At 63.0% G+C, this 19,214-nt stretch carries 14 protein-coding genes; 3 read left to right on the plus strand and 11 right to left on the minus strand.

The features are described 5' to 3' along the window. Positions 1-79 precede the first annotated feature (79 nt). From gltS to IAE60_RS06365, 11 genes are all read right to left on the minus strand, one after another. Entirely contained in the window at positions 80-1,285 is a 1,206-nt protein-coding gene (gltS, locus tag IAE60_RS06315) for a sodium/glutamate symporter (protein ID WP_187574283.1), read from the minus strand. Beyond that, positions 1,282-2,520 carry an acetate/propionate family kinase gene (locus IAE60_RS06320; protein ID WP_187574284.1) on the minus strand — a complete coding sequence of 413 codons (1,239 nt, stop codon included), beginning with the start codon at positions 2,518-2,520 and terminating at the stop codon, positions 1,282-1,284. Before IAE60_RS06320 ends, gltS begins: the two co-directional genes overlap by 4 nt. 79 nt (positions 2,521-2,599) lie before the next feature. Further along, positions 2,600-3,352 carry an SDR family NAD(P)-dependent oxidoreductase gene (locus IAE60_RS06325; RefSeq protein ID WP_018715730.1) on the minus strand — a complete coding sequence of 251 codons (753 nt, stop codon included), beginning with the start codon at positions 3,350-3,352 and terminating at the stop codon, positions 2,600-2,602. Positions 3,353-3,395: 43 nt separating this feature from the next. Beyond that, positions 3,396-4,817 carry a bifunctional enoyl-CoA hydratase/phosphate acetyltransferase gene (locus tag IAE60_RS06330; protein ID WP_187574285.1) on the minus strand — a complete coding sequence of 474 codons (1,422 nt, stop codon included), beginning with the start codon at positions 4,815-4,817 and terminating at the stop codon, positions 3,396-3,398. After that, positions 4,814-7,318, minus strand: coding sequence for a DUF3141 domain-containing protein (locus tag IAE60_RS06335; protein ID WP_187574286.1), 2,505 nt, complete (start codon positions 7,316-7,318; stop codon positions 4,814-4,816). Before IAE60_RS06335 ends, IAE60_RS06330 begins: the two co-directional genes overlap by 4 nt. An 85-nt stretch (positions 7,319-7,403) precedes the next feature. Beyond that, positions 7,404-8,150: an acetoacetyl-CoA reductase gene (gene phbB, locus IAE60_RS06340; protein WP_088137971.1), complete on the minus strand. Its 747-nt coding sequence runs from the start codon at positions 8,148-8,150 to the stop codon at positions 7,404-7,406. Next, complete coding sequence (locus IAE60_RS06345) at positions 8,140-8,601, minus strand: phasin family protein (protein ID WP_003050047.1); 462 nt, start codon at positions 8,599-8,601, stop codon at positions 8,140-8,142. Before IAE60_RS06345 ends, phbB begins: the two co-directional genes overlap by 11 nt. Before the next feature lie 47 nt (positions 8,602-8,648). Further along, positions 8,649-9,647 carry an ABC transporter permease gene (locus tag IAE60_RS06350; protein ID WP_425504458.1) on the minus strand — a complete coding sequence of 333 codons (999 nt, stop codon included), beginning with the start codon at positions 9,645-9,647 and terminating at the stop codon, positions 8,649-8,651. Between the two features lie 133 nt (positions 9,648-9,780). Then, positions 9,781-12,546, minus strand: coding sequence for a ribosome-associated ATPase/putative transporter RbbA (gene rbbA / locus IAE60_RS06355; RefSeq protein WP_151606183.1), 2,766 nt, complete (start codon positions 12,544-12,546; stop codon positions 9,781-9,783). A 3-nt stretch (positions 12,547-12,549) separates the two neighbouring features. Next, positions 12,550-13,629 carry an HlyD family secretion protein gene (locus IAE60_RS06360; protein WP_018715737.1) on the minus strand — a complete coding sequence of 360 codons (1,080 nt, stop codon included), beginning with the start codon at positions 13,627-13,629 and terminating at the stop codon, positions 12,550-12,552. A gap of 14 nt (positions 13,630-13,643) precedes the next feature. Next, on the minus strand, positions 13,644-15,047 hold the full coding sequence (locus IAE60_RS06365; RefSeq protein ID WP_244966674.1) for an efflux transporter outer membrane subunit: 1,404 nt from the start codon (positions 15,045-15,047) through the stop codon (positions 13,644-13,646). A gap of 535 nt (positions 15,048-15,582) precedes the next feature. On the opposite strand from IAE60_RS06365, the gene IAE60_RS06370 reads away from it, so the two are divergent. The 3 genes from IAE60_RS06370 to IAE60_RS06380 are packed head-to-tail and all read left to right on the plus strand — an operon-like array spanning position 15,583 to position 19,201. Continuing rightward, complete coding sequence (locus IAE60_RS06370) at positions 15,583-16,221, plus strand: TetR/AcrR family transcriptional regulator (protein WP_151606187.1); 639 nt, start codon at positions 15,583-15,585, stop codon at positions 16,219-16,221. An 8-nt stretch (positions 16,222-16,229) separates the two neighbouring features. Beyond that, positions 16,230-17,264 carry an Lnb N-terminal periplasmic domain-containing protein gene (locus IAE60_RS06375; RefSeq protein ID WP_013520791.1) on the plus strand — a complete coding sequence of 345 codons (1,035 nt, stop codon included), beginning with the start codon at positions 16,230-16,232 and terminating at the stop codon, positions 17,262-17,264. Further along, entirely contained in the window at positions 17,261-19,201 is a 1,941-nt protein-coding gene (locus tag IAE60_RS06380) for an esterase/lipase family protein (RefSeq protein WP_013520790.1), read from the plus strand. The genes IAE60_RS06375 and IAE60_RS06380 overlap by 4 nt, the downstream gene beginning before the upstream one ends. Positions 19,202-19,214: the final 13 nt, after the last annotated feature.

Raw genomic sequence — 19,214 nt, forward strand, 5'->3', positions numbered from 1 at the left:
CGATTTCCTGGGCGACGACGCCTCGCCAGCGCGTCAGCGATGTATCCATCTGCCAGCTCGCTCCGCTGTTTCGCTTCGCCTAACCGGCCATCAGGCTGATTACCAGTGCGTTCGCAATATCGATGACGAACCCACATACCAAGGGCACCACAATGAACGCCTCGCGTGCCGCACCATGCTCCCGAGTCACCGCCGTCATGTTGGCGATGGCAGTGGCGGTAGATCCCAGCGCAATACCGCCGAAACCCGCGCACACCACGGCGGCTTGGTAATCCTTGCCCATTGCCCGAAAAACAATCAGCAAAACGAATGCGATGACCAAGGCAATCTGCACCAGCATCGCCGCCGTGATGAAGGCGAGCACGGGCTGCAGTTCCCAGAGCCTGAGTCCCATCAGCGCCATGGTCAGAAACAGGCCCAATGACATGTCGGAAACCAGGGCGATGCCTGGCTGCATGCTCGGCCAGTTCCATAAACGTCCGCGCCCACTTGGCCTCATCCAGTCGGCCGCCATGCGCAGGAGAATTCCGGCCAGCAGGCAGCCCACAAAGGCGGGCAGCGTGACGGCGGTACGCGCGACCAAGGCATTGATTCCGTATCCCAACATCAAGGCGAAGTTGAGCCAGAGCAATGCCAGCAGCACGCCGTAGTAGTCCAGGCGGGCATGCTGCTCATCCCTGTGCAGCGTGCCAATTTCCAGGGCGCTGTCCCCAGAGGCTTGAAGCCGATGCCTACGCATGAGCAAGCTTGCGACTGGGCCCCCGATGGTGCAGGCCGCGATCAGGCCGATCATGTTCGCTGCCAATCCCAGTTCCTGCGCTTGCGCAATGCCGAGGTTGTGAACGAAGTGATCGGACCAGGCCAAGGTGGTGCCCACGCCTCCTGTCAGGGAAATCGATCCCACCATCAGCCCGGTGCGCGGATCCAGGCCGAAGGCGCGTGCCATCTCCATCCCGGCCAGGTTCTGCAGCACCATGAACCCGATGGCCAACCCCGACAGGATCAGCAAGGGCCGTCCACCATGGCGCAGCGTGCGGGCGTCGGTACCCAGGCCAATGGCCGCAAAGAAGTACAGCAGCAGCGCGTCACGCGCTTCGAGATCGAAACTGATGACGATCCCCGCACCGTAGTACAGGGCGAAGACAACCAGGGCGCAGGCCAAGCCGCCCACCAGGGATTCCGGGATGCTGTATCGACGCAAGATGCCCCAACGCGCAACCAAGCCCTTGCCCACGAACAACAGCAGGATGGCGAGCGTGAATCCATGGAAGGCATCGATCGTCATCGCGCCTTCTCCCTGTCCAGGCAGGACAGCGCATGGCTGGCGGCTATCCACTCTTCGTTGGTGGGCTCGACCGCCACGGTGACCTGACTGTGATCGCTGGAAATCGTCGCCGCGTGGCTGGCGTTGGCATCGGTATCCAAGGCAATGCCCAAAAAGCCCAGCGCCGCACAGATGCGCTCGCGAATGAACGCATTGTGTTCACCGACACCCGCCGTGAACACCAGCATGTCCAGGCCACCCAGCACGGCGACCAAGGCCCCGATCTCGCGTACGATGCGGCGCACGTAAAGGGCCAGTGCCAAGCGCGCTCGCTCCCCCGTTTCGCCTGCATCGTTCTCGTGTCCGACAATGACGCGCGGCTCGGCCGAGATTCCCGAAACGCCGAGCAGGCCGGACTCGTGATAGAGGACGCGCCCCACTTGCTCCAGTGAGAGCTTCTCGATTTCCATCAGGTAGAGCACCGCACCCGGATCGAGCGCGCCGGTGCGGGTGCCCATCATCAGGCCGTCAAGCGCGGAGAAGCCCATGGTGGTGGCCGCGCTTTTGAGTCCACGCATGGCGCACAGACTGGCGCCACTGCCCAGATGGGCAACGACGGTGCGACCGCGCGCGGCGTCGCCATGGCGTTCGGGCAAGGCCACTGCCATGTACTCATACGACAGGCCGTGAAACCCGTACCGACGCAGACCGCGCTCCCATGCGGCATAGGGCAACGGCAGGACCTTCTCGACCTGGGGCAAAGTGTGGTGGAAGGCCGTGTCGAAGCAGGCCATCTGTGGCAGATCGGGCTGCTCCCGCAGCAGGATCTCCACGGCTTCGAGCGCGAATGGCTGGTGCAGCGGGGCCAGAGGAATGTAGCCCTTGAGGTCGGCCAGGACATTCGCGTCCACGCGCACGGGCATGAAGTATTTACTGCCGCCGTGGACGATACGATGGGCGACCGTACCTACGTGGCGGCCGTCGAGCCGCTGGCTGACACGATCGCGGATGAGGCGCAGTGCGGCGCGATACGGATGTGCCGTTTCCAGTTCGATCGGGAACGGCGCAACCCCCGTCTCTCCGAAATCCGGGTTGGCGCCACCGATTCCCTGCACCTTGCCATTCCACAATGCCTGGCGCGGCAGTGGCGCGGCCGAGGAATCGAACACCGCGAACTTGATACTGGATGAGCCGCAGTTCAGCACAAGGATCAGTCTGTGTTCGTGGCGCCTAGAGCGGGCCATGGTGACGTCCATCAGGTCGTCCTCTCTGCGCGCCGTCCGTGCGACCTCGCCAAGGTGTGCGCGGTTGTCTGCGGTCTCATCGTCTTCAGACTTAGCGCGCTGTGTAGCCGCCATCGGCGATGAGCTGGGTGCCAGCAAGGAAGCTGCTTCCTTCCGATAGCAAAAACGCCACGGCATGGGCGATTTCGTCCGGTGTACCCAGGCGACCGATCGGATGCAGGCCAACGGCCTCTTGGAGGGCCGATTCATCCAGGAAATCCAGGATGGGCGTACGTACGTAACCGGGATGGATCGAATTGATCCGGATTCCCTTGGGGGCATAGGCCAGCGCTGCCGACCGGGTCAGCCCGGTAACAGCATGCTTGGCTGCGACGTACGCGGGGTTCGCTGCGTCGCCCACCACTCCGAGGATGGAGGAGACGTTGACGATGGCGCCGCCTCCAGAGCGCAGGATGGCGGGAATCTGATGGCGCAGGCCATAGAACACGCCGTTCAGGTTGACATCGATCACCCGGCTCCAGGCGGCAGGGTCCAGTTCCCCCACAGGACTCTGGTCGCCACTGATACCGGCGTTATTGACGGCAAAATGAAGGTCGCCAAACGCATCGACCGCGCAGGCCACGGCAGCCTGGACCTCATCGATGCGTGCCACGTCGGCCACATTGGCCACGGCGTGGCCGCCCTCGGCGTTGATGAGACTGGTGACGCGCTGCGCATTGTCGGCGCTGACGTCCGAGACCACGACATTCAGACCGTTGCTCGCAAGAAGCCGGGCGATGCTCTCGCCAATGCCGGATCCTGCACCGGTGACCAGGGCTACGCGGCCAGAGAATGAATACTGCATGGTGTTTTCTCCAAAGGGGTGGTTAAGTTGCTAACAAGTCCGCTCAAGGGGGCGACAGCCGATAGTGATGGGCCAGCATCAGTGCAATCGCGCATGAGGCGATGCGCGTATCGCGCGAGTCGGCACGGCTGGTCAGAATGACCGGCACCTTGGCTCCAAGGACGATCCCGGCGCTGGCTGCTCCGCCCAGGAAGATCAACTGCTTGGCAAGCATGTTGCCGCTCTCCAGGTCAGGCACGGCGAGGATGTCAGCCTGCCCGGCAACCTCGGAGACGATCCCCTTGGTACGCGCAGCGGCGATGGAGACCGCGTTGTCGAAGGCGAGCGGCCCGTCGAGCAGGCCGCCAGTGATCTGGCCGCGATCAGCCATCTTGCACAGCGCCGCCGCGTCCAGCGTGGCCGTCATCGTCGGGCTCACCGTCTCGACCGCGGCCAGGATCGCGACCTTGGGTTCGCGCACGCCGATTACCTGCGCCAGCTCGATGGCGTTGCGGATGATGTCCGCCTTCTGTTCCAGAGTCGGGGCGATATTGATCGCCGCATCGGTGACGATGAACGGGCGCGGATAGGCCGGTGTCTGCAACAGGAAGCAATGGCTGACCCGGCGCTTGGTGCGCAACCCCGCTGCTGCCGAAACCAGCGCGGACATCAGTTCGTCGGTGTGCAGGCTCCCTTTCATCAGGGCTTCGACTTCACCTGCGGCTGCCAAGGCGACGGCTTGCTGCGCAGCGGCGTGGCTGTGCGGGACGTCCACAATGGCGACGTCGGCCAGATCCAGCCCGGCCTCGGTGGCGACTGCTTCGAGCCGCCCTCGTGGCCCGACCAGCACCGGCTCGATCAACCCCGCGTGGCGCGCTTCGAGCGCAGCGGACAGGCTGGGGACATCGCACGGATGGGCGACGGCTACCCGAATCGGTTGCAAGTGCGCGACATGCGCCAGCAGGTGCTGCAGGCCTGTGCGGCCCTGCGCATCCGGATGGATTTCCGGCAACGCCGTGCGCGTTCTTTCAATGCGCTCAGTGGGCGCTACGACCTCTACCTGGCCTTGGAAAATCGCCACCCCCTCCTGGCTGGTGCAGGTGCAGTCCAGCGTGACGTGATGGGTGGCCGTGTCTTTGCTGCTCACCTGCATCTGCACGGTCAGCCTGTCGCCGGGCCGAACGGCTCCGAGCAAGCGCAGGTTCTGGCTGACATATTGGGTTCCAGGCCCCGGCAGGCGTGTTCCCAGCACAGCCGAGATCAGGGCGTTTGCACAAATGGCCTCCGTGGTGCCCCGCGAGGGCGAAGACACCGAAGATTCCGGATCCACATCGCCCGATTGCAGCGCGAACATGTGGATGTCTTGCGGCGAAAACGCGCGTTCGAGGCTGGCGCTGTCGCCGATGGCGATCTCGTCGAAGGTGCGGTTGCGCAGAACCTGCAATGCGTCGGCGGCGCCATCGACCGGTGCGGAGGACGTCGTCATTTGCCTTTCCCTCGCCGTGTTTGACTTGTCCGCGGGGCGGCTGGCGTCTTGGACACAGTTTTCTGCGTAGCAGTTTTCTTCTGAGGCGCCTTAGGCTTTGGAGAGGATGTCTTGGAGGTCGTGTTTATGGCCGGAGCGGAGGTGTCACTGGCGGAGCTCGGCATGGCTGGCGCCGCATTCGCATCCTCGACCGCAGCGGATGTGCCACTGGCAGAGCGTGGCATGGCGGTTGTCGACTTCGCGTCCACGACCGTAGCGGAGGTATCAGTGGCGGGACTTATCACGGCGGGCGCCGAAGCCGCCTGCGCTTGGCGCTCGGCCTGCTCGAACAAGGTAGAAACCTGTTCCAGCCTGGTTTGTTCTTGTGCGGACAGCACACCGCCGCTGCCAATCACTTGCACGATCATTCCCGCCACCTGGCGGATGTCATCAGGCGCTATGCCGTTGAGCAATCCGGGGATGGCGGACACCGTGGCGTCCTCGTCGAGCCTCATGAGCAAAGCCTGCCGACGAATGAGGTGGCGAAAGACCTGCATGTCGAAGTCGTTTGCCAAATGGGGGCGCGCGAGTTCCTCTGCGTGCCGGAAGTGCCGCTCGTCGGCCTCGCCACGCGCGGCCAGCACAAAGAACAGCGCCCGTATGGAGGCTTCGGTGATCCCGCCGCTGTGAATATCCGCTTCGAGCCGTGTCAACTCTTGCGCCAGATACTGGCGGTGCTCGGGCGTCTCGCTGGGATGGGGTCGCGGCGGTGCATCGTCGTGCAGGCTCTGTCCAGTCATGGCCTGCACCAGCGGCAGGCTGTACAGCGTGTCAAACGCCTGTGCGTAGATCTGGTCGCGGCAATCACGGAATTGATCCAGCATCTGTTCGACGGCGGTGGAAAACTGCGCCTGCAGTTGCAGGAAAGGGTTGGCCTCGGAGACGGGCTGACGATGGTCGCGCACGTGTTGCGCAGCCTCATGTACTGCGGCGGCGAGCGGATGCCTGTCAGACCACAATTCATAGCCCATGCGCAGCGGATGCAGCGGCTCCAGCCACTTCGCACCCTGGTCCGTGACCAGGGCACGCATCCATGGCTGCACGAAGCTGCGGTAGCAAGCCAGGTTGACCTCGGAGATCCGCGCAACGGCGGCGAACCGGCGATCGTTCTCAGGGTCGGGACGGACGATCTCACGGACTTCATCGATGTTGCTGCGCTGGATCCGAGTCAGGTAGGCGTTCCCGGTCGGCTCGCCTTCCTGCGACCCGTCTGGATTTTCATCGACCAGCATGCGGTGGATACCGGCCGGCAGCACGTCGATGATGTCGATGTTCTCAGCGAACTCCTGGTGCTCTTTACGCCCGACGCTGCCGGAGACGAAGATTCCCAGATGTCCGATGCTGTCATGGGTAGCGTAGACGATGGTCTGGTCATGTCCCAGCACGTCCAGGTCGTTGCGGTACAGGTCGGTGATCCAGCCCAGGGCCTGGGGCGGCGGGGTGATGTTGTCCCCATAGGAGCAGAACACCACGATCGGCGAGCGAATATTGCGCAGGTCGATGCGCACGCCATCGGATGTCATCAGTTGGGCGGTGCTCAGCTTGTTGCCGATGAACAGGTTATCGACGATGTACTGCATCTCCACGTCATTCAGGAAGACGTGGCCGCCCCAGTACTTTTCGAACTGCAAGTAGCGCGGGCCTTCCGTGTCGACATTGGCGTACAGGTTGTACTGTTTGCTCCAAAGCGTATTGGCCGGGTCCAGGTTTTCAAAGTTCTGTACCAGCCAGGCACCGTCGAACCGGCCGGCGCCCAGATCGCTGGTCAATGCCGTCAACCAGCTACCGCCAGTGAGGCCGCCCGCGTAGCGCATCGGGTTATCACCGGCCCAGTAGGACAGCGGCGCGCCGGCTACGATGATCGGCCCGAACAGCTCGGGCCAGACAGCGGCTGCCATCAGAATCTGCCAGCCCGCCTGGCAATTGCCGATGACAGCGGGCTTGCCGCGGCTGCCGGGGTGCAGCTCGCCGACCCTGCGCACGAAGGCCGCTTCGGCGCGCATGACGTCCTCGACGGTCTGGCCGGGAACGGGATCGGGCAGAAAGCCAACGAAGTAGCAGGGATGACCAGCCTTGAGGGCCGCGCCGACCTCACTATCGGGTTTGAAGCCGCCAATGCCTGGGCCGTGGCCCGCGCGGGGATCGACCACCACGAACGGCCGCTTCTTGGGATCGGCCGGCGCGTCGGCTGGCGGCAGGATGCGCACGAGGCCATAGTTGACTGGCCGCGGAAGCTCCAGCCCGGACATGATGACCTCTGAGGCGAAGTCGAGTACGTTCGGCGTCTGCTCCTGCAAATGCTCCAGGTACTGGTTGCCGCGTTGGCGGCGAACGTCGGCATACAGAATGGATCGCTGCCAGGCATCCACTGCATACTCGGTTGCCATCGCCGATAGTCGCAACGGGTCCCACAGCAACTGCCCCCAATCGGCCGCTGGTGATGTCGTGGTGTCTCGATTCATGGCGATGGGCACTCCTTCTGTGATGAAACTGAAAAATTGAATGGCAAGGGGCCGCAGGCACATCGTCTTGCTGGCCCTTCCTCACTCAGTACATATGCTGGCCACCGTTCATCGATACATTGCTGCCGGTCATGAACCCCGCAGATTCACTGACGATGAATGCAACCAGTGCAGCGATTTCCTCAGGCCGTCCCAGACGACCCACGGGAATACCGGCAATCACTTGCTTGACCACTTCTTCCGACATGCTCGTCACCATCTTCGTATCCAGATACCCCGGCGAGACGGTGTTGACCGTCACGCCCTTGCGCGCCACCTCCTGCGCAAGGGCTTTAGTGAAGCCATGCATGCCGGCCTTTGCGGCGGAGTAGTTGGTCTGGCCGAACTGCCCCTTGGAGCCGTTGATGGAGGCGATGTTGACGATCCTGCCCCAGCCGCGTTCGAGCATGCCGTCGATGAATGGCCGGGTGACGTTGAAAACGGAGTCGAGATTGACGCGCAGGACCGCATCCCAATCGGCGTAGCTCAGCTTGCGGAACGTAGCATCGCGCGTGATGCCCGCGTTGTTGACCAGAATGTCGATGTGGTAACCGTCTGCTTGAATGAGGCCGGCCAACTCCTGGCAGGAGGCATGGTCGGCCACATCCGCGCCGTAGGCGATGAAGTTGTAGCCTTCGTCCGTCTGGGCTTCCAACCACGCGCCGATGCTGGCATTGCCTGGCGAGTGGACGACGAGCACGGTATGGCCAACATCGTGTAAGGCTCGTGCGATGGCCTCGCCCAAGCCACCGTTGCCGCCCGTGACCAGGGCGGTACGTTGTTCAGCCGGCATTGCGGCCACCGGTCTTGCCCGGTGCCTCCTTATCCTGCGCCGAGGCCCACACGGCTCCCCACTGTTTGAAGATATCCTGGAACGGGAGTACCGCATCGCCCTGGCCTACGGCCTGCGTAACCGATTTCTGCCAGTCTTGAATAGCTATTTGCAGGCCTTGGGTGAAGGTTGTCTGGTTTTTGATCGCGACTTGTGTCAGCGCCTGCGCGCCGCCCACGTGGTACTGGAACTGACGCCAGAAGGCTTGTGCGGGCAGCGTGGCCAGTTCCTGCCAATTCTGGGCCTTGAGCAGGCTTTCGATTTCGGCGCCGGACTCGGCAATGCTCTCGCTGCCCGCGCGCGTGGCGTTCTCCAGCCATTGCTGGCCGTTTTCCTGCATCAAGCGCTGTAGGCGTAACTGCAGTTCCACGTTCGCCTTGAACAGGTTCAGGGGGATAGTTTCGTTGCTCATGGTCAAGCTCCTTACTGGTTGAAATGCCCAAGTGGGCGGTGAACCGATCAGGCCATCTGGCCGATGGTTTTGCGAAAACGCGCCAACGACAGGGAAAACAGCACCGTGCCGATCAAGGCCAGCGCCAGAAAGGGCTGCCACACCGTCTCCAGGCCCGCACCCCGGTAGAGAATGGCCTGGCTCAATTCCACGAAATGGGTGGTGGGCGCGATCAGCATGATGTTCTGCACGATCTCGGGCATGCTTTCGCGCGGCGTGGTGCCACCCGAGAGCATCTGCAGCGGCATGATGGTGAGCATCATCAACATGCCGAACTGCGGCATGTTGCGCGCCAGCGTGGCGATGAAGATGCCCATCGACGTGGTGGCGAAGAGACTCAGCGCCGCGCCGGCGAAAAACAGCGCAAGGGAGCCCTCGATGGGCACGCCCAGGACGCCGCGCACCATGAGGTTGAGGGACAGGAAGGAGGCGATCAGCACGACCAGAGCCATCGACCAGACCTTGGAAAGCATGATCTGCGCGGGCGTGACCGGCATCACCAGCAGGTGCTCGATGGTGCCGTGCTCGCGCTCGCGGATCAGCGCTGCGCCGGTCAGGATGATGGACAACAGCGTGATGTGGTTGATGATCTGCACCACCGAGCCGAACCAGGCCTTGTCGAGGGCGGGGTTGAAGCGCGCGCGCAAGGCCAGATCCACGGGTGGCGCGGTGGTGCTGCGATAACGCTTGACGAACTCGTTGACTTCACCGGTGAAAATTTGTTGAACATGGCCACTGCCGGTGAAGGCCTGGCTCATGCGGGTGGCGTCGACATTGAGCTGCACGGCAGGCGATCGCCCCGCCAGCACGTCGCGCTGGAAGTTGGGCGGAATGACCAGAGCGAAGGTGTACAGCCCCGCGTCCATGCCCGGGTCCACGTCCCCATAGTCGATCATGGCCGGTGGCGTGAACTGCGGGGGGTAGAAGGCCGAGGCAACCCGCTGGGACAGCGCCGAATTATCCTCGTCGACGATGGCGATGGGCGCGTTGTGCAGCGTCTCCGGCATGGACGTGGCCTTGGTGTAGACCGACGCGGTGAACACGTAGACGATGAGCACAAGCATCATCGGATCGCGCCAAAGACTCCACAGCTCCTTGACACCAAGGTCGTAGATGTTGGCCAGGTTTCTTCTGCGCATCTCAACGCTCCTGCTTCTTGAGTAGCAAAACAGCCACGCCGAGAATGACCGGAACCGAAATGAGCATCGACCACAGCGGCCCTGTCAGGTCGGCCAGGCCAAGCGCTTTGCTGAATACGCCACGGCTGATGGAAATCATGTGCGTGGCGGGGTAGATCTCGCCGATGAACTTGCTGGAGCCTTCGAGCGAGGACACGGGATCGATCAGGCCGGCGAACTGGGTGGCCGGTATGAGGGTGCCGATCATGGCGAAGAACATGGCCGCGATCTGGCTGCGTGTAACGGCCGAGGCCAGCAGCCCCATGCCTGTCGCGGCGAAGGAGAAGATCAGCGCGGCCAGCGCCAGGGTGAAGAAGCTGCCCTTGACCGGCACACCGAAGATGGTCACTGCGAGCAGGCTCATCAGCAGGAAGTTCACCATGGCCAGGCCGACATAGGGCAGTTGCTTGCCAAGCAGGAACTCGATGCGCGTGACCGGCGTCACGTAGAGATTGGTGATCGATCCCGTCTCTTTCTCGCGCACCACCGCCAGCGCGGTCAGCATGGCCGGCAGCATGAGCAGCAGCAGAGGGATCACCGCAGGCACCATGGCCGGCAGGCTCTTGACATCGGGGTTGTAGCGAAAGCGCGTCTCGACGTTGGTGTTGCCAGCCATGCTGGCGCCGCCGCGCTCGCTGGCCTGTATCTGCAGCCAGTGCTGGTGCATGCCCTGAACGTAGCCCTGGACGGTTTCCGCGCGCTGCGGCATGGCGCCGTCGAGCCAGGCGCCGATCTGCACGTTCTGGCCCCGCAACACGTCGCGGGCAAAGCCAGCGGGGATTTCGATGGCCAGCGACAGTTCGCCGTTGCGCATGCGTCGATCAAGGTCCTCGTAGTCGATGATCGGCGCGTGCTCGGTGAAGTAGCGCGATCCGGCCAAGTTCAGCGTGTAGTTCTGGCTAAGCGTGGTCTGGTCGCGATCGAGCACCGCATAGCTCAGGTCCTCGACGTCCATGGTGATGCCGAAGCCGATCACGAACATCAGCAGCAGCGAACCGCCCAGCGCCAGCGTGGCGCGCACCGGGTCGCGCTGCAGTTCCAGCGTTTCGCGCCATAGATAGCTGAACATGCGCTGCAGACTGAAACCGCCAGCGGAGTGACCGCCGCCGTGTTCGGCGGGCACCGCGGGTGGCTGATCCGCCTGGTCGGCAGCCGGAGGCTGGCTGGCCGGGGCGGCCGTGCCGCCCTCCGCTTCGACGAGGTAGCCGATGAAGGCCTCTTCAAGGGTTTTGGCGCCGCGCTTCTCGACCAGTCTGGCGGGCACGTCGCTGTCGAGCACCTTGCCCGCATGCATCATCGACATGCGGTCGCAGCGCTCTGCCTCGTTCATGAAGTGGGTGGAAATGAAGACCGTCACCCGGTCGCGCCGCGACAGCTCGATGAGCAGTCGCCAGAACGCATCGCGCGCCACCGGGTCGACGCCCGAAGTCGGTTCGTCCAGAATCAGCAGTTCTGGCTTGTGCACCATGGCGACCGCCAGCGACAGGCGTTGGCGTATGCCCAGAGGCAGACTGGCCGGCAGGCTGTCGATGACGTCCACCAGCCCGAAGCGCTCCACCATCTCATCGACGCGAGCAGGAATGTCCTCCGGGGACACACTGAAGAGCTTGGCGTGCAACTCCAGGTTCTGGCGTACCGTGATTTCGCTGTAGAGCGAGAACGCTTGGGACATGTAGCCGACGCGGCGGCGGGTGCCCAGATCATGCGGGTTCACTTCATGGCCGAACAGCCAGGCCCGACCCTCGCTCGCCGGCAACAGGCCGGTAAGCATCTTCATCGTCGTGGACTTGCCGCACCCGTTGGAGCCGAGGAAGCCGAAGATTTCACCGCGCCGGATGCGGAAGGACACGCTATCGACGGCAACGAAGTCGCCAAAGCGCATGGTCAGCCCCTCGGCCTCGATGGCGATATCGTCCGCGCCGCCATCCGACAAGGGGGGAATGACTACCGCTTGGTGTCCGCGCTTTTTCTCTTCCGGGAGCAGGCGGATGAATGCCTCTTCCAGGTTCGGGCTGCCTGTTCTTGCCAGCAATTCCTTCGGCGTGCCGGTGGCGAGGACCTTGCCGTCGTCGATGGCGGCCAGCCAGTCGAAGCGCTGGGCCTCATCCATGTAGGCCGTGGCCACGATCACGCTCATGCCGGGGCGGTCGGCGCGGATGCGCTCGATCAGATCCCAGAACTGTGCGCGCGCCAGCGGGTCCACGCCAGTCGTCGGCTCATCGAGAATCAGAAAATCCGGGTCATGAATCAGCGCGCAGCACAGGCCGAGTTTTTGCTTCATGCCCCCGGACAGCTTGCCTGCCGGACGTGCTAGGAATTTGAACAGGCCAGTGGCCTGGGTGAGCTCATCGATCCGCTGGCGGCGCTCTGCGGCGCCATGACCGAACAGGCGCGCGAAGAACTGCAGATTCTCCTCGACCGAGAGCGTCGGATACAGGTTTTTGCCCAGTCCCTGCGGCATGTAGGCGATGCGCGGGCACACCAGCTTGCGGTGGGCCTTGCTGGCCATGTCGCCACCGAGCACCTCGACCGTGCCTTCCTGGATGATGCGCACACCGGCCAGCAACGAGAGCAGGCTGGACTTACCCACGCCGTCGGGGCCGATCAGACCGACCATCCGTCCAGCGGGGATGTCCAGGTCAATGCCATCCAAGGCAATGACGTCGCGGTAGCGCAGTCTTACCTGGCGGACACTTGCAACGGTCGCGAGCTGCGCGCTGTGGCTCATACCTTACTCCGGCACACGAACGGAGAGGTTCTGAGGCCACTCGGCCTTGGCGTCGAGCTTGACCCAGGCTACGCCGGGCAGACCGGTCTTGACCTGGTTCAGGTGCTTACGCAGCAGCTCCTGCGAGATCTGTGCGCGCACGCGAAACATCAGCTTTTGTCGCTCACTGGCGGTTTCCACCGTCTTGGGGGTGAACTGCGCTGCGCTGGCGACGAAGGAAACGGTGGCTGGAATCACATACTCGGGCGCGGCATCCAGAATGATGCGAACCTCCGAACCCAGCGCAACGCGGCCGGCCACGGTTTCGGGCAGGAAGAAGGTGATGTACACGTCCGACAGATCAAGGAGGTTCAAGACACGTCCGCCCGCTCCAAGCACCTCGCCGGGTTGCGCGACACGCACCTGAACCCGTCCGTCGCGCGGAGACCGCAGTTCGCTGTCGCGGATGTCGGCTTCGATGCGGCTGATACTGGCCGTAGCGGCGGACACGCTGGACTGCGCGCCGACAAGCTGCGCCCTGGCGGCTTCGACCGCGGCGCGGGCAGCGGCGGCCTGTGCCTTGCTGGCCGCGAGGGTCGCCTGGGCGCCCCGTACGCGCGCCCGGTCATCGTCCAGTTCCTGGATCGAGGCGGCTCCCTCACTCGACAGCGTGCTGGAGCGTGTCAGGCGCCGTTGCGCGGCGTCCAGTTCCGACTCGCGCTGACCAACCAGAGCCAAGGCGGCAGTCACGTCGGCTTCACGCAGCGCCACCTGTGCCTGCGCCGCGGTCACCGAATGCTCAGCCTGCTGACGCATGGCCAGGGCCTCGTCGCGCTGCGCTTCCAGCGTTTCCAGCCGCATCTTGGCCAGTGGCTGGCCGGCTGTGACGAAATCGCCTTCACGCACCAGGATGTCTTCGATGCGGCCGGGAAGTTTGGTGGCCACGTCGATCTCGGTGGCTTCGATGCGGCCATTGCCGTTGACGAATCCTTCGCCCGGGCCGCTGTCGGTAAACCTCGTCCAGCTCCACCAGGCCAGCGCGGCAACAACCGCTGCAGCGAAAGCGACCAGGAGTTTTTTCTTGAGAGAGGGGGAGACAGTCATGGGTTCGGCGTGCCTTAACGGGTTGATGGGGTGGAAGCGGGAGTCGAGGCCGCACCCTGTGCCTCGCCGGCTGCGGCGAGGGTGCCGCCGCCGAGCGCGGCATACAGCGCCACCTGGCTGGACAGCAGCGCGCGGCGCGCCTGTACCAGTTGTTGCTGGGCTCCCAGCAGATCGCGTTGGGCATCCAGCACTTCCAAGAAGGCGGCCGAGCCGTTGTCGTAGCGCAACTTGGCCAGGCGTGCGCGTTCGCTTTGCGCTTCCAGGTTGGCTCTCTGGATCGTCAACTGCTCAGCCAGCCAGTGCTTTGCGCTCAGCGCATCGGCCACCTCGCGGAAGGCCGTTTGAATGGTTTTTTCGTATCCGGCGACGGCGATGTCGCGGCGCACTTCGCTCAGCTCCAGATTGGCGCGGCGGCGCCCGCCATCGAAGATGGGCAGCGACAGGGTGGGCATGAAGGTCCAGGCGCGACTGCCGGAATCGAACAAGCCATTCAAGTCGGAGCTGGCCGTGCCGAAGCTGCCGGTCAGCGCAATGCGCGGCAAGAACGCCGCGCGGGCCGCGCCGATGTGGGCATTGCTGGCACGCAATTGGTGTTCGGCGGAAATGATGTCCGGGCGACTGACCAGCAGCTCCGAAGGCAGACCGGCCCGCAGCTCAGCCAGAACCGTCGTTTCATCGAAGGGTGCCTTGGCGGGCAGCGGGCCGGGATCAGCGCCTACCAGCAGTGCCAGGGCGTGCAGTTGCGTGGTGCGAGCTTGCTCAAGCTGCGTCAGCAGCGCCTGAGCTTGGTTCAGCAGGGTCTGGACCTGGGTGAGATCCAGCTTCGAGGTCGAGCCGACTTCGAAGCGACGCTGGAAAATGCGATAGGACTCTTCGCGGGTGGTCACGGTTTGCCGGGCGATCGCCACGCGTTCGTCGATCTCGCGCAGGCCAAGATAGCCGTCTGCCACCTGGGCGATCAGCGCCAAATGGACGGCCTGGCGAGCCGCGTCGGAAGCCAGCCAAGCTTGCAGGGCGGCGTCTTCCAGGTTGCGGATCCGACCCCACAGATCCAGTTCCCAGGTGGTCAAACCCACCTCGGCCCGGTACTCGCCGCCCACCAGCGATCGGCCCGACATGTTCAGGTCGCCAGGGACCCGCGCGCGTCCACCTTGGGCGCCCACGCCCATGGCAGGAAAACGATCCGAGCGCTGAATGCGGAATGTGGCGCTGGCTTCCTCGACGCGCAGCGCGGCCACGCGCAGGTCGCGGTTGTTTTCCAGCGCAGTCTCGATGAGGCGTTGCAGCAGGGGGTCGGTGAAGTACGCCTGCCAGGCAAGCTCTCCCGCGTGGGCGCCGTCGGTGCCTGATCCAAGATGCGCGGGCCAGGCTTCGGGCACGGGCAATGGCGGGGTGTCTGGCGCCGGAGCGAGCGACATGCAGCCGGTCAAGACGACGGCGCTCAGGGCCAACGAGGCAGCGCGCAATCTGAACGCGGGAAACAACGGGGAAGTTGGGAGCATGGTCACGTTCCGTACAGGTATCGGGCTGAAGAGGGTCTGGTCGCAGAGGAGGGAATGGCTGCCACCCCCGCAATGCGGGGTTCGTGGCTGGTGTCCGCAGGCCCTACTTTCTTGCTTGCAAGTGCTGTCAAGCCCACTTCATCTCCTTGTTGATATGTGCATCCCCGTGTTCCCCGGCTGGTTGATAGGGCGCTCTTCCTGTGTCGTAACCCGATGTGCCGGGTTCACTCGCGCCCTGTGTTGATCTGCATTGTGAAATCTGAAAACAAACGACTGGACGGTTGCTTTCAATTATACGTTACAATCCAAGAACCGCAATCAGCGGGCTCGTCGGTCATTGACGCAGGTCAATTCGAGCTGCCGGCTTGGGTTCAAGGAAGGCCCTGATTCTTGGTAGAGCCGGTGACAGGCCCATGGGAACACCCCTCAGATCTTTGAACAGAGCCTTTGAATGCCACCCAAGAAAGATGACGCGCCAGACAACAAGCGCCGCTACCTGTCCTCTGCCGCCAGGAAAGAGGAAATACTCGACGCGGCCCTGGTCGAATTCGCGGATCGGACATACAAAGCAGTGTCGATGGAGCGCCTGGCGGAATGCGCGGGCTTGTCCAAGGCTGGCATCTATGCCCACTTCAAAAGCAAGGAAGAAATTTTTCACGCCTTGCTCGAACGTACGACGAAGCAGATTTGTGATTTCCAGGGCTGGCTCCCGGATGAGGATCTGACGTTGCCAGAGCTGGTAGATGTCTACCTGGATCGCCTGTACGCGACCTTCAGCTCCCCTGCCACGATGTCGATCTACCGGCTGCTTCTGGCCGAAAGCGCCCGAACTCCAGAGCTGGTGCAGCGTTGGCACAACGAAGTTGCGCTCGGGCTGAAAGAGCGGGCGCAGACCATCATCCACCGCAACATACGCCGAGGCGTCATTCGCCCAGGCGTCTTGACCGAACACTTCTTCCCGTTGGCGCTCGCGCCCGCAGTGCTGTGGCTGAGTTCCTCGATGCTGTCCAAGGGCAGTCCTTCCATCTCGCTGGTGCAGTTACGGGATGCGCACCGGCAACTGTTGCTTGAGCTTTTGCAGCCTCAATGAGCGGAGTGATGCACATAGTCCTGCGCGCCCTTGCAGGCTTGGCGATCGGCTTTGTGGTACTGCTGCTGACTGTGTGGGGTGCGCTGGCTCTGTGGCATCAGATGCCGGGACCTTCGGTGGTGCGATGGTTCGTCATTGCCATGTGGTCTACGTTGGGTGTGACCGTTGTCTTGTCGCGGGCGGGCTTGCTTGGGCGGCGCAATCGCAACATCGCCGGATTCGCATTTGTGATCGCAGCCGCCTCCCTGCTCATGTGGTGGGGGACGCTGCAGCCGTCACACCAGCGTGTATGGGCTGACGATGTCGCCCAGTTGCTGGAGGCCAGGATCGACGGCAACCATGTTCACCTGAATAATGTGCGCAACTTCCAGTGGCGCAGCGAAACCGACTACACCCCGCAGTGGGAGAGCCGCACATACGACCTGGATCGTCTGCGCAGCGCCGACTTGGTGCTTTCCTACTGGATGGGGCCGCACATCGCCCACACCCTGGTGTCGTTCGGCTTCGATGGCGGTGATCGCGTGGTGTTCTCGCTGGAAATTCGCAAGGAACGCCATGAGTCCTTCTCGGCGGTAGGAGGATTCTTCCGTCAGTTCGAGCAGATCCTGGTAGCCGCCGATGAGCGAGACATTGTGCGTACGCGCAGCAACGCGCGAGGCGAAGATGTTTATCTCTATCGCTTGCAGATGAATCAGGCGAGTGCCCGCGCGTTGTTTCTGGAGTTTCTGAACGCGGCCAATGAACTGCGGCAGAAACCGCGCTTTTACAACACGTTAACCAGTAACTGCACGACCATCGTATTCGAGCTGGCCCGGGTCATTGCGCCCGCATTGCCAATGGACTATCGCCTGCTGCTGTCTGGATATTTTGCGCGGTACGTCTACGACATGCATGGATTGACGCCTGGCTATCGTTACGATGAATTGCAGGCACTGGGGCATATCAACGAACGTGCCCTTGCTTCCGATGTGTCAGAGGATGACTTCTCGATGTCGATTCGACAAGGCGTGCCAGGCATCCCTGCCAACGAGGTGAATCCATGAGGTTCCCGCAGGCCTGCCTTCTCATTACATGCGCCGCTCTTGCTCCGCTGCTGCTGGGGGGCTGCTCGATCCTGCGCGAGTTCGGCCCAGTGGTTGAAGTTCATACGCTACCTACCAGGGAGGCCATCGAACTCAAGCGCGGCGACATCCTGACACGTGGCAAGCTCAGCGATGCGACTGTCCAGACCATCAGGGTGGCGGCATTGGATGAGCAGGCATGCGCAAAGCCGATCTCCTCGGAGTGCGCGGAGGCCTTGGCTACCGTGACGGGGGTTGCCACGGATAGACGCCTGGCTGCACTGTCCGAACTATGGCTGGCGCAGGCTCAGGCCATGAAGCCCGGTTCAGCGCAGCAAGCCGCCTGGCTTGAGACGATTCGCTATGCCTATGCTTATCTGTTCCTTGGTGACCATACTCCGGGAGAGCGGGCCTTCGAGGATCGCCAGACCCAAGTGCGGGATTGGTATAACTATGCCGTCGAGCATGCGGCCACCGGCATGTTCGAAGTTCGGCAACAAATGCCGACGCAGTTGCCCGACCAGACCAGTTGGAACATTGCAGGCTGGGAACTGAAGCTGGATATGCGCGGCGCGCGCTTACCGGGCAGTACGGCGGTGCCAGCCGAACTCCTGCCAGCCTCGTCCCTGTCTTTCCGTGGATTGCGTAGCCTCTACCGGCGCGACGGCTTTGGCGCCGAGCTTGTGGCGGTCATTCCGGACGAGTCCCTGAGCGCCGCCCCAACTCGGGGTGGTCGCCCAGCGGCAAAACATGATCAGCAACCGCTGCCCTGGAGCGAGATGCCCGCGCCGTCCATGACGGTTCTGCTGCATCCCGACGGAGACAACTTGGACAGCGTGCTGCATGCTCGTACAGCCCGTCTGACGGTGCATGACCCCTATGTGGAATCGGCCATTATGCTGCGCGGCCAACGTGTGCCGCTGGCGGCCAATTTCACGGCCGGCTATGGCGTATGGCTGGCCCGTGCCAATTTCAACCGCCAGTCGCTGCGCAGCCTGCTCGGGCGCGAGGGTGGCATCGACCGCCCGCACGTCTACTTGATGCAGCCCTACGATCCGAACAGGCGGATCATCGTCATGCTGCACGGACTGGCCAGCAGCCCTGAAGCCTGGGTGGAACTCGCCAACGAAATCCTGGGCGATGAGGCGCTGCGCCAGCATTACCAAATCTGGCAGGTCTACTACCCGACCAATATGCCGATCGCATTGAACCACGCGATGATTCGCAGAGCGCTCGGGGATACGCTGGCGCATTTCGATCCTTCCGGCCAGGCGCCGGCATCGTCCGACCTTGTACTGGTGGGGCATAGCATGGGCGGGGTCATCGCGCGGTTGATGGTGTCGTCAACCGACCAGTCGCTGGTGCAGCTGGCTGCGGATCGCAGTCGGCTGACGCCGCAGCAGATCAAACGCATAGATCCGATGTTGCGCTTCGAGCCCTTCCCGAATGTCAGCAGTGCCATCTTCATCGCGGCGCCTCATCGGGGCACATCGGTCGCGGGTGGACGCCTGGGGCGCTGGATGGCGGGATTTATCCGCTTTCCCATTACGGTGCTCGAAGAACTCGCCCATACACTGGCACCCAATGCGGCCGCCAGCAGCCGTGAAAGCCTGGCAACCATTCCCAATAGCGTGAACAATCTCGACGAAAACGATCCGTTCGTGCGTACGGCGGCGGGCTTTCCCATCTCATCCCAGGTGCGCTATCACTCGATCGTGGCCCAAGCCAATTCCGAAGTGGCCCTCGATGATTCCGATGACGGTCTTGTGCCTTATCGCAGCGCACATCTTCCCGGCGCACAGTCCGAGAAAGTCATTATTTCGGGGCACAGCGTGCAACAGAGCGCGGCCGCGATACTGGAGATCCAGCGTATTCTGAGAGAGGACATGGCTCTGCGGGAAGCGCATTTACAGCCATAGACAACTGCCATCT

This window comes from Pseudoxanthomonas mexicana (assembly GCF_014397415.1).
GTDB lineage: Bacteria > Pseudomonadota > Gammaproteobacteria > Xanthomonadales > Xanthomonadaceae > Pseudoxanthomonas_A > Pseudoxanthomonas_A mexicana.

Bases quoted from the DNA above. Each gene is read 5' to 3' on its own strand.
- IAE60_RS06335 (WP_187574286.1), bottom strand. From the start codon at position 7,318: ATGAATCGAGACACCACGACATCACCAGCGGCCGATTGGGGGCAGTTG.
- IAE60_RS06320 (WP_187574284.1), bottom strand. From the start codon at position 2,520: ATGGACGTCACCATGGCCCGCTCTAGGCGCCACGAACACAGACTGATC.
- IAE60_RS06345 (WP_003050047.1), bottom strand. From the start codon at position 8,601: ATGAGCAACGAAACTATCCCCCTGAACCTGTTCAAGGCGAACGTGGAA.
- phbB (WP_088137971.1), bottom strand. From the start codon at position 8,150: ATGCCGGCTGAACAACGTACCGCCCTGGTCACGGGCGGCAACGGTGGC.
- IAE60_RS06350 (WP_425504458.1), bottom strand. From the start codon at position 9,647: ATGCCGGAGACGCTGCACAACGCGCCCATCGCCATCGTCGACGAGGAT.
- gltS (WP_187574283.1), bottom strand. From the start codon at position 1,285: ATGACGATCGATGCCTTCCATGGATTCACGCTCGCCATCCTGCTGTTG.
- IAE60_RS06370 (WP_151606187.1), top strand. From the start codon at position 15,583: ATGCCACCCAAGAAAGATGACGCGCCAGACAACAAGCGCCGCTACCTG.
- rbbA (WP_151606183.1), bottom strand. From the start codon at position 12,546: ATGAGCCACAGCGCGCAGCTCGCGACCGTTGCAAGTGTCCGCCAGGTA.
- IAE60_RS06330 (WP_187574285.1), bottom strand. From the start codon at position 4,817: ATGACGACGTCCTCCGCACCGGTCGATGGCGCCGCCGACGCATTGCAG.
- IAE60_RS06380 (WP_013520790.1), top strand. From the start codon at position 17,261: ATGAGGTTCCCGCAGGCCTGCCTTCTCATTACATGCGCCGCTCTTGCT.
- IAE60_RS06365 (WP_244966674.1), bottom strand. From the start codon at position 15,047: ATGTCGCTCGCTCCGGCGCCAGACACCCCGCCATTGCCCGTGCCCGAA.
- IAE60_RS06375 (WP_013520791.1), top strand. From the start codon at position 16,230: ATGCACATAGTCCTGCGCGCCCTTGCAGGCTTGGCGATCGGCTTTGTG.
- IAE60_RS06325 (WP_018715730.1), bottom strand. From the start codon at position 3,352: ATGCAGTATTCATTCTCTGGCCGCGTAGCCCTGGTCACCGGTGCAGGA.
- IAE60_RS06360 (WP_018715737.1), bottom strand. From the start codon at position 13,629: ATGACTGTCTCCCCCTCTCTCAAGAAAAAACTCCTGGTCGCTTTCGCT.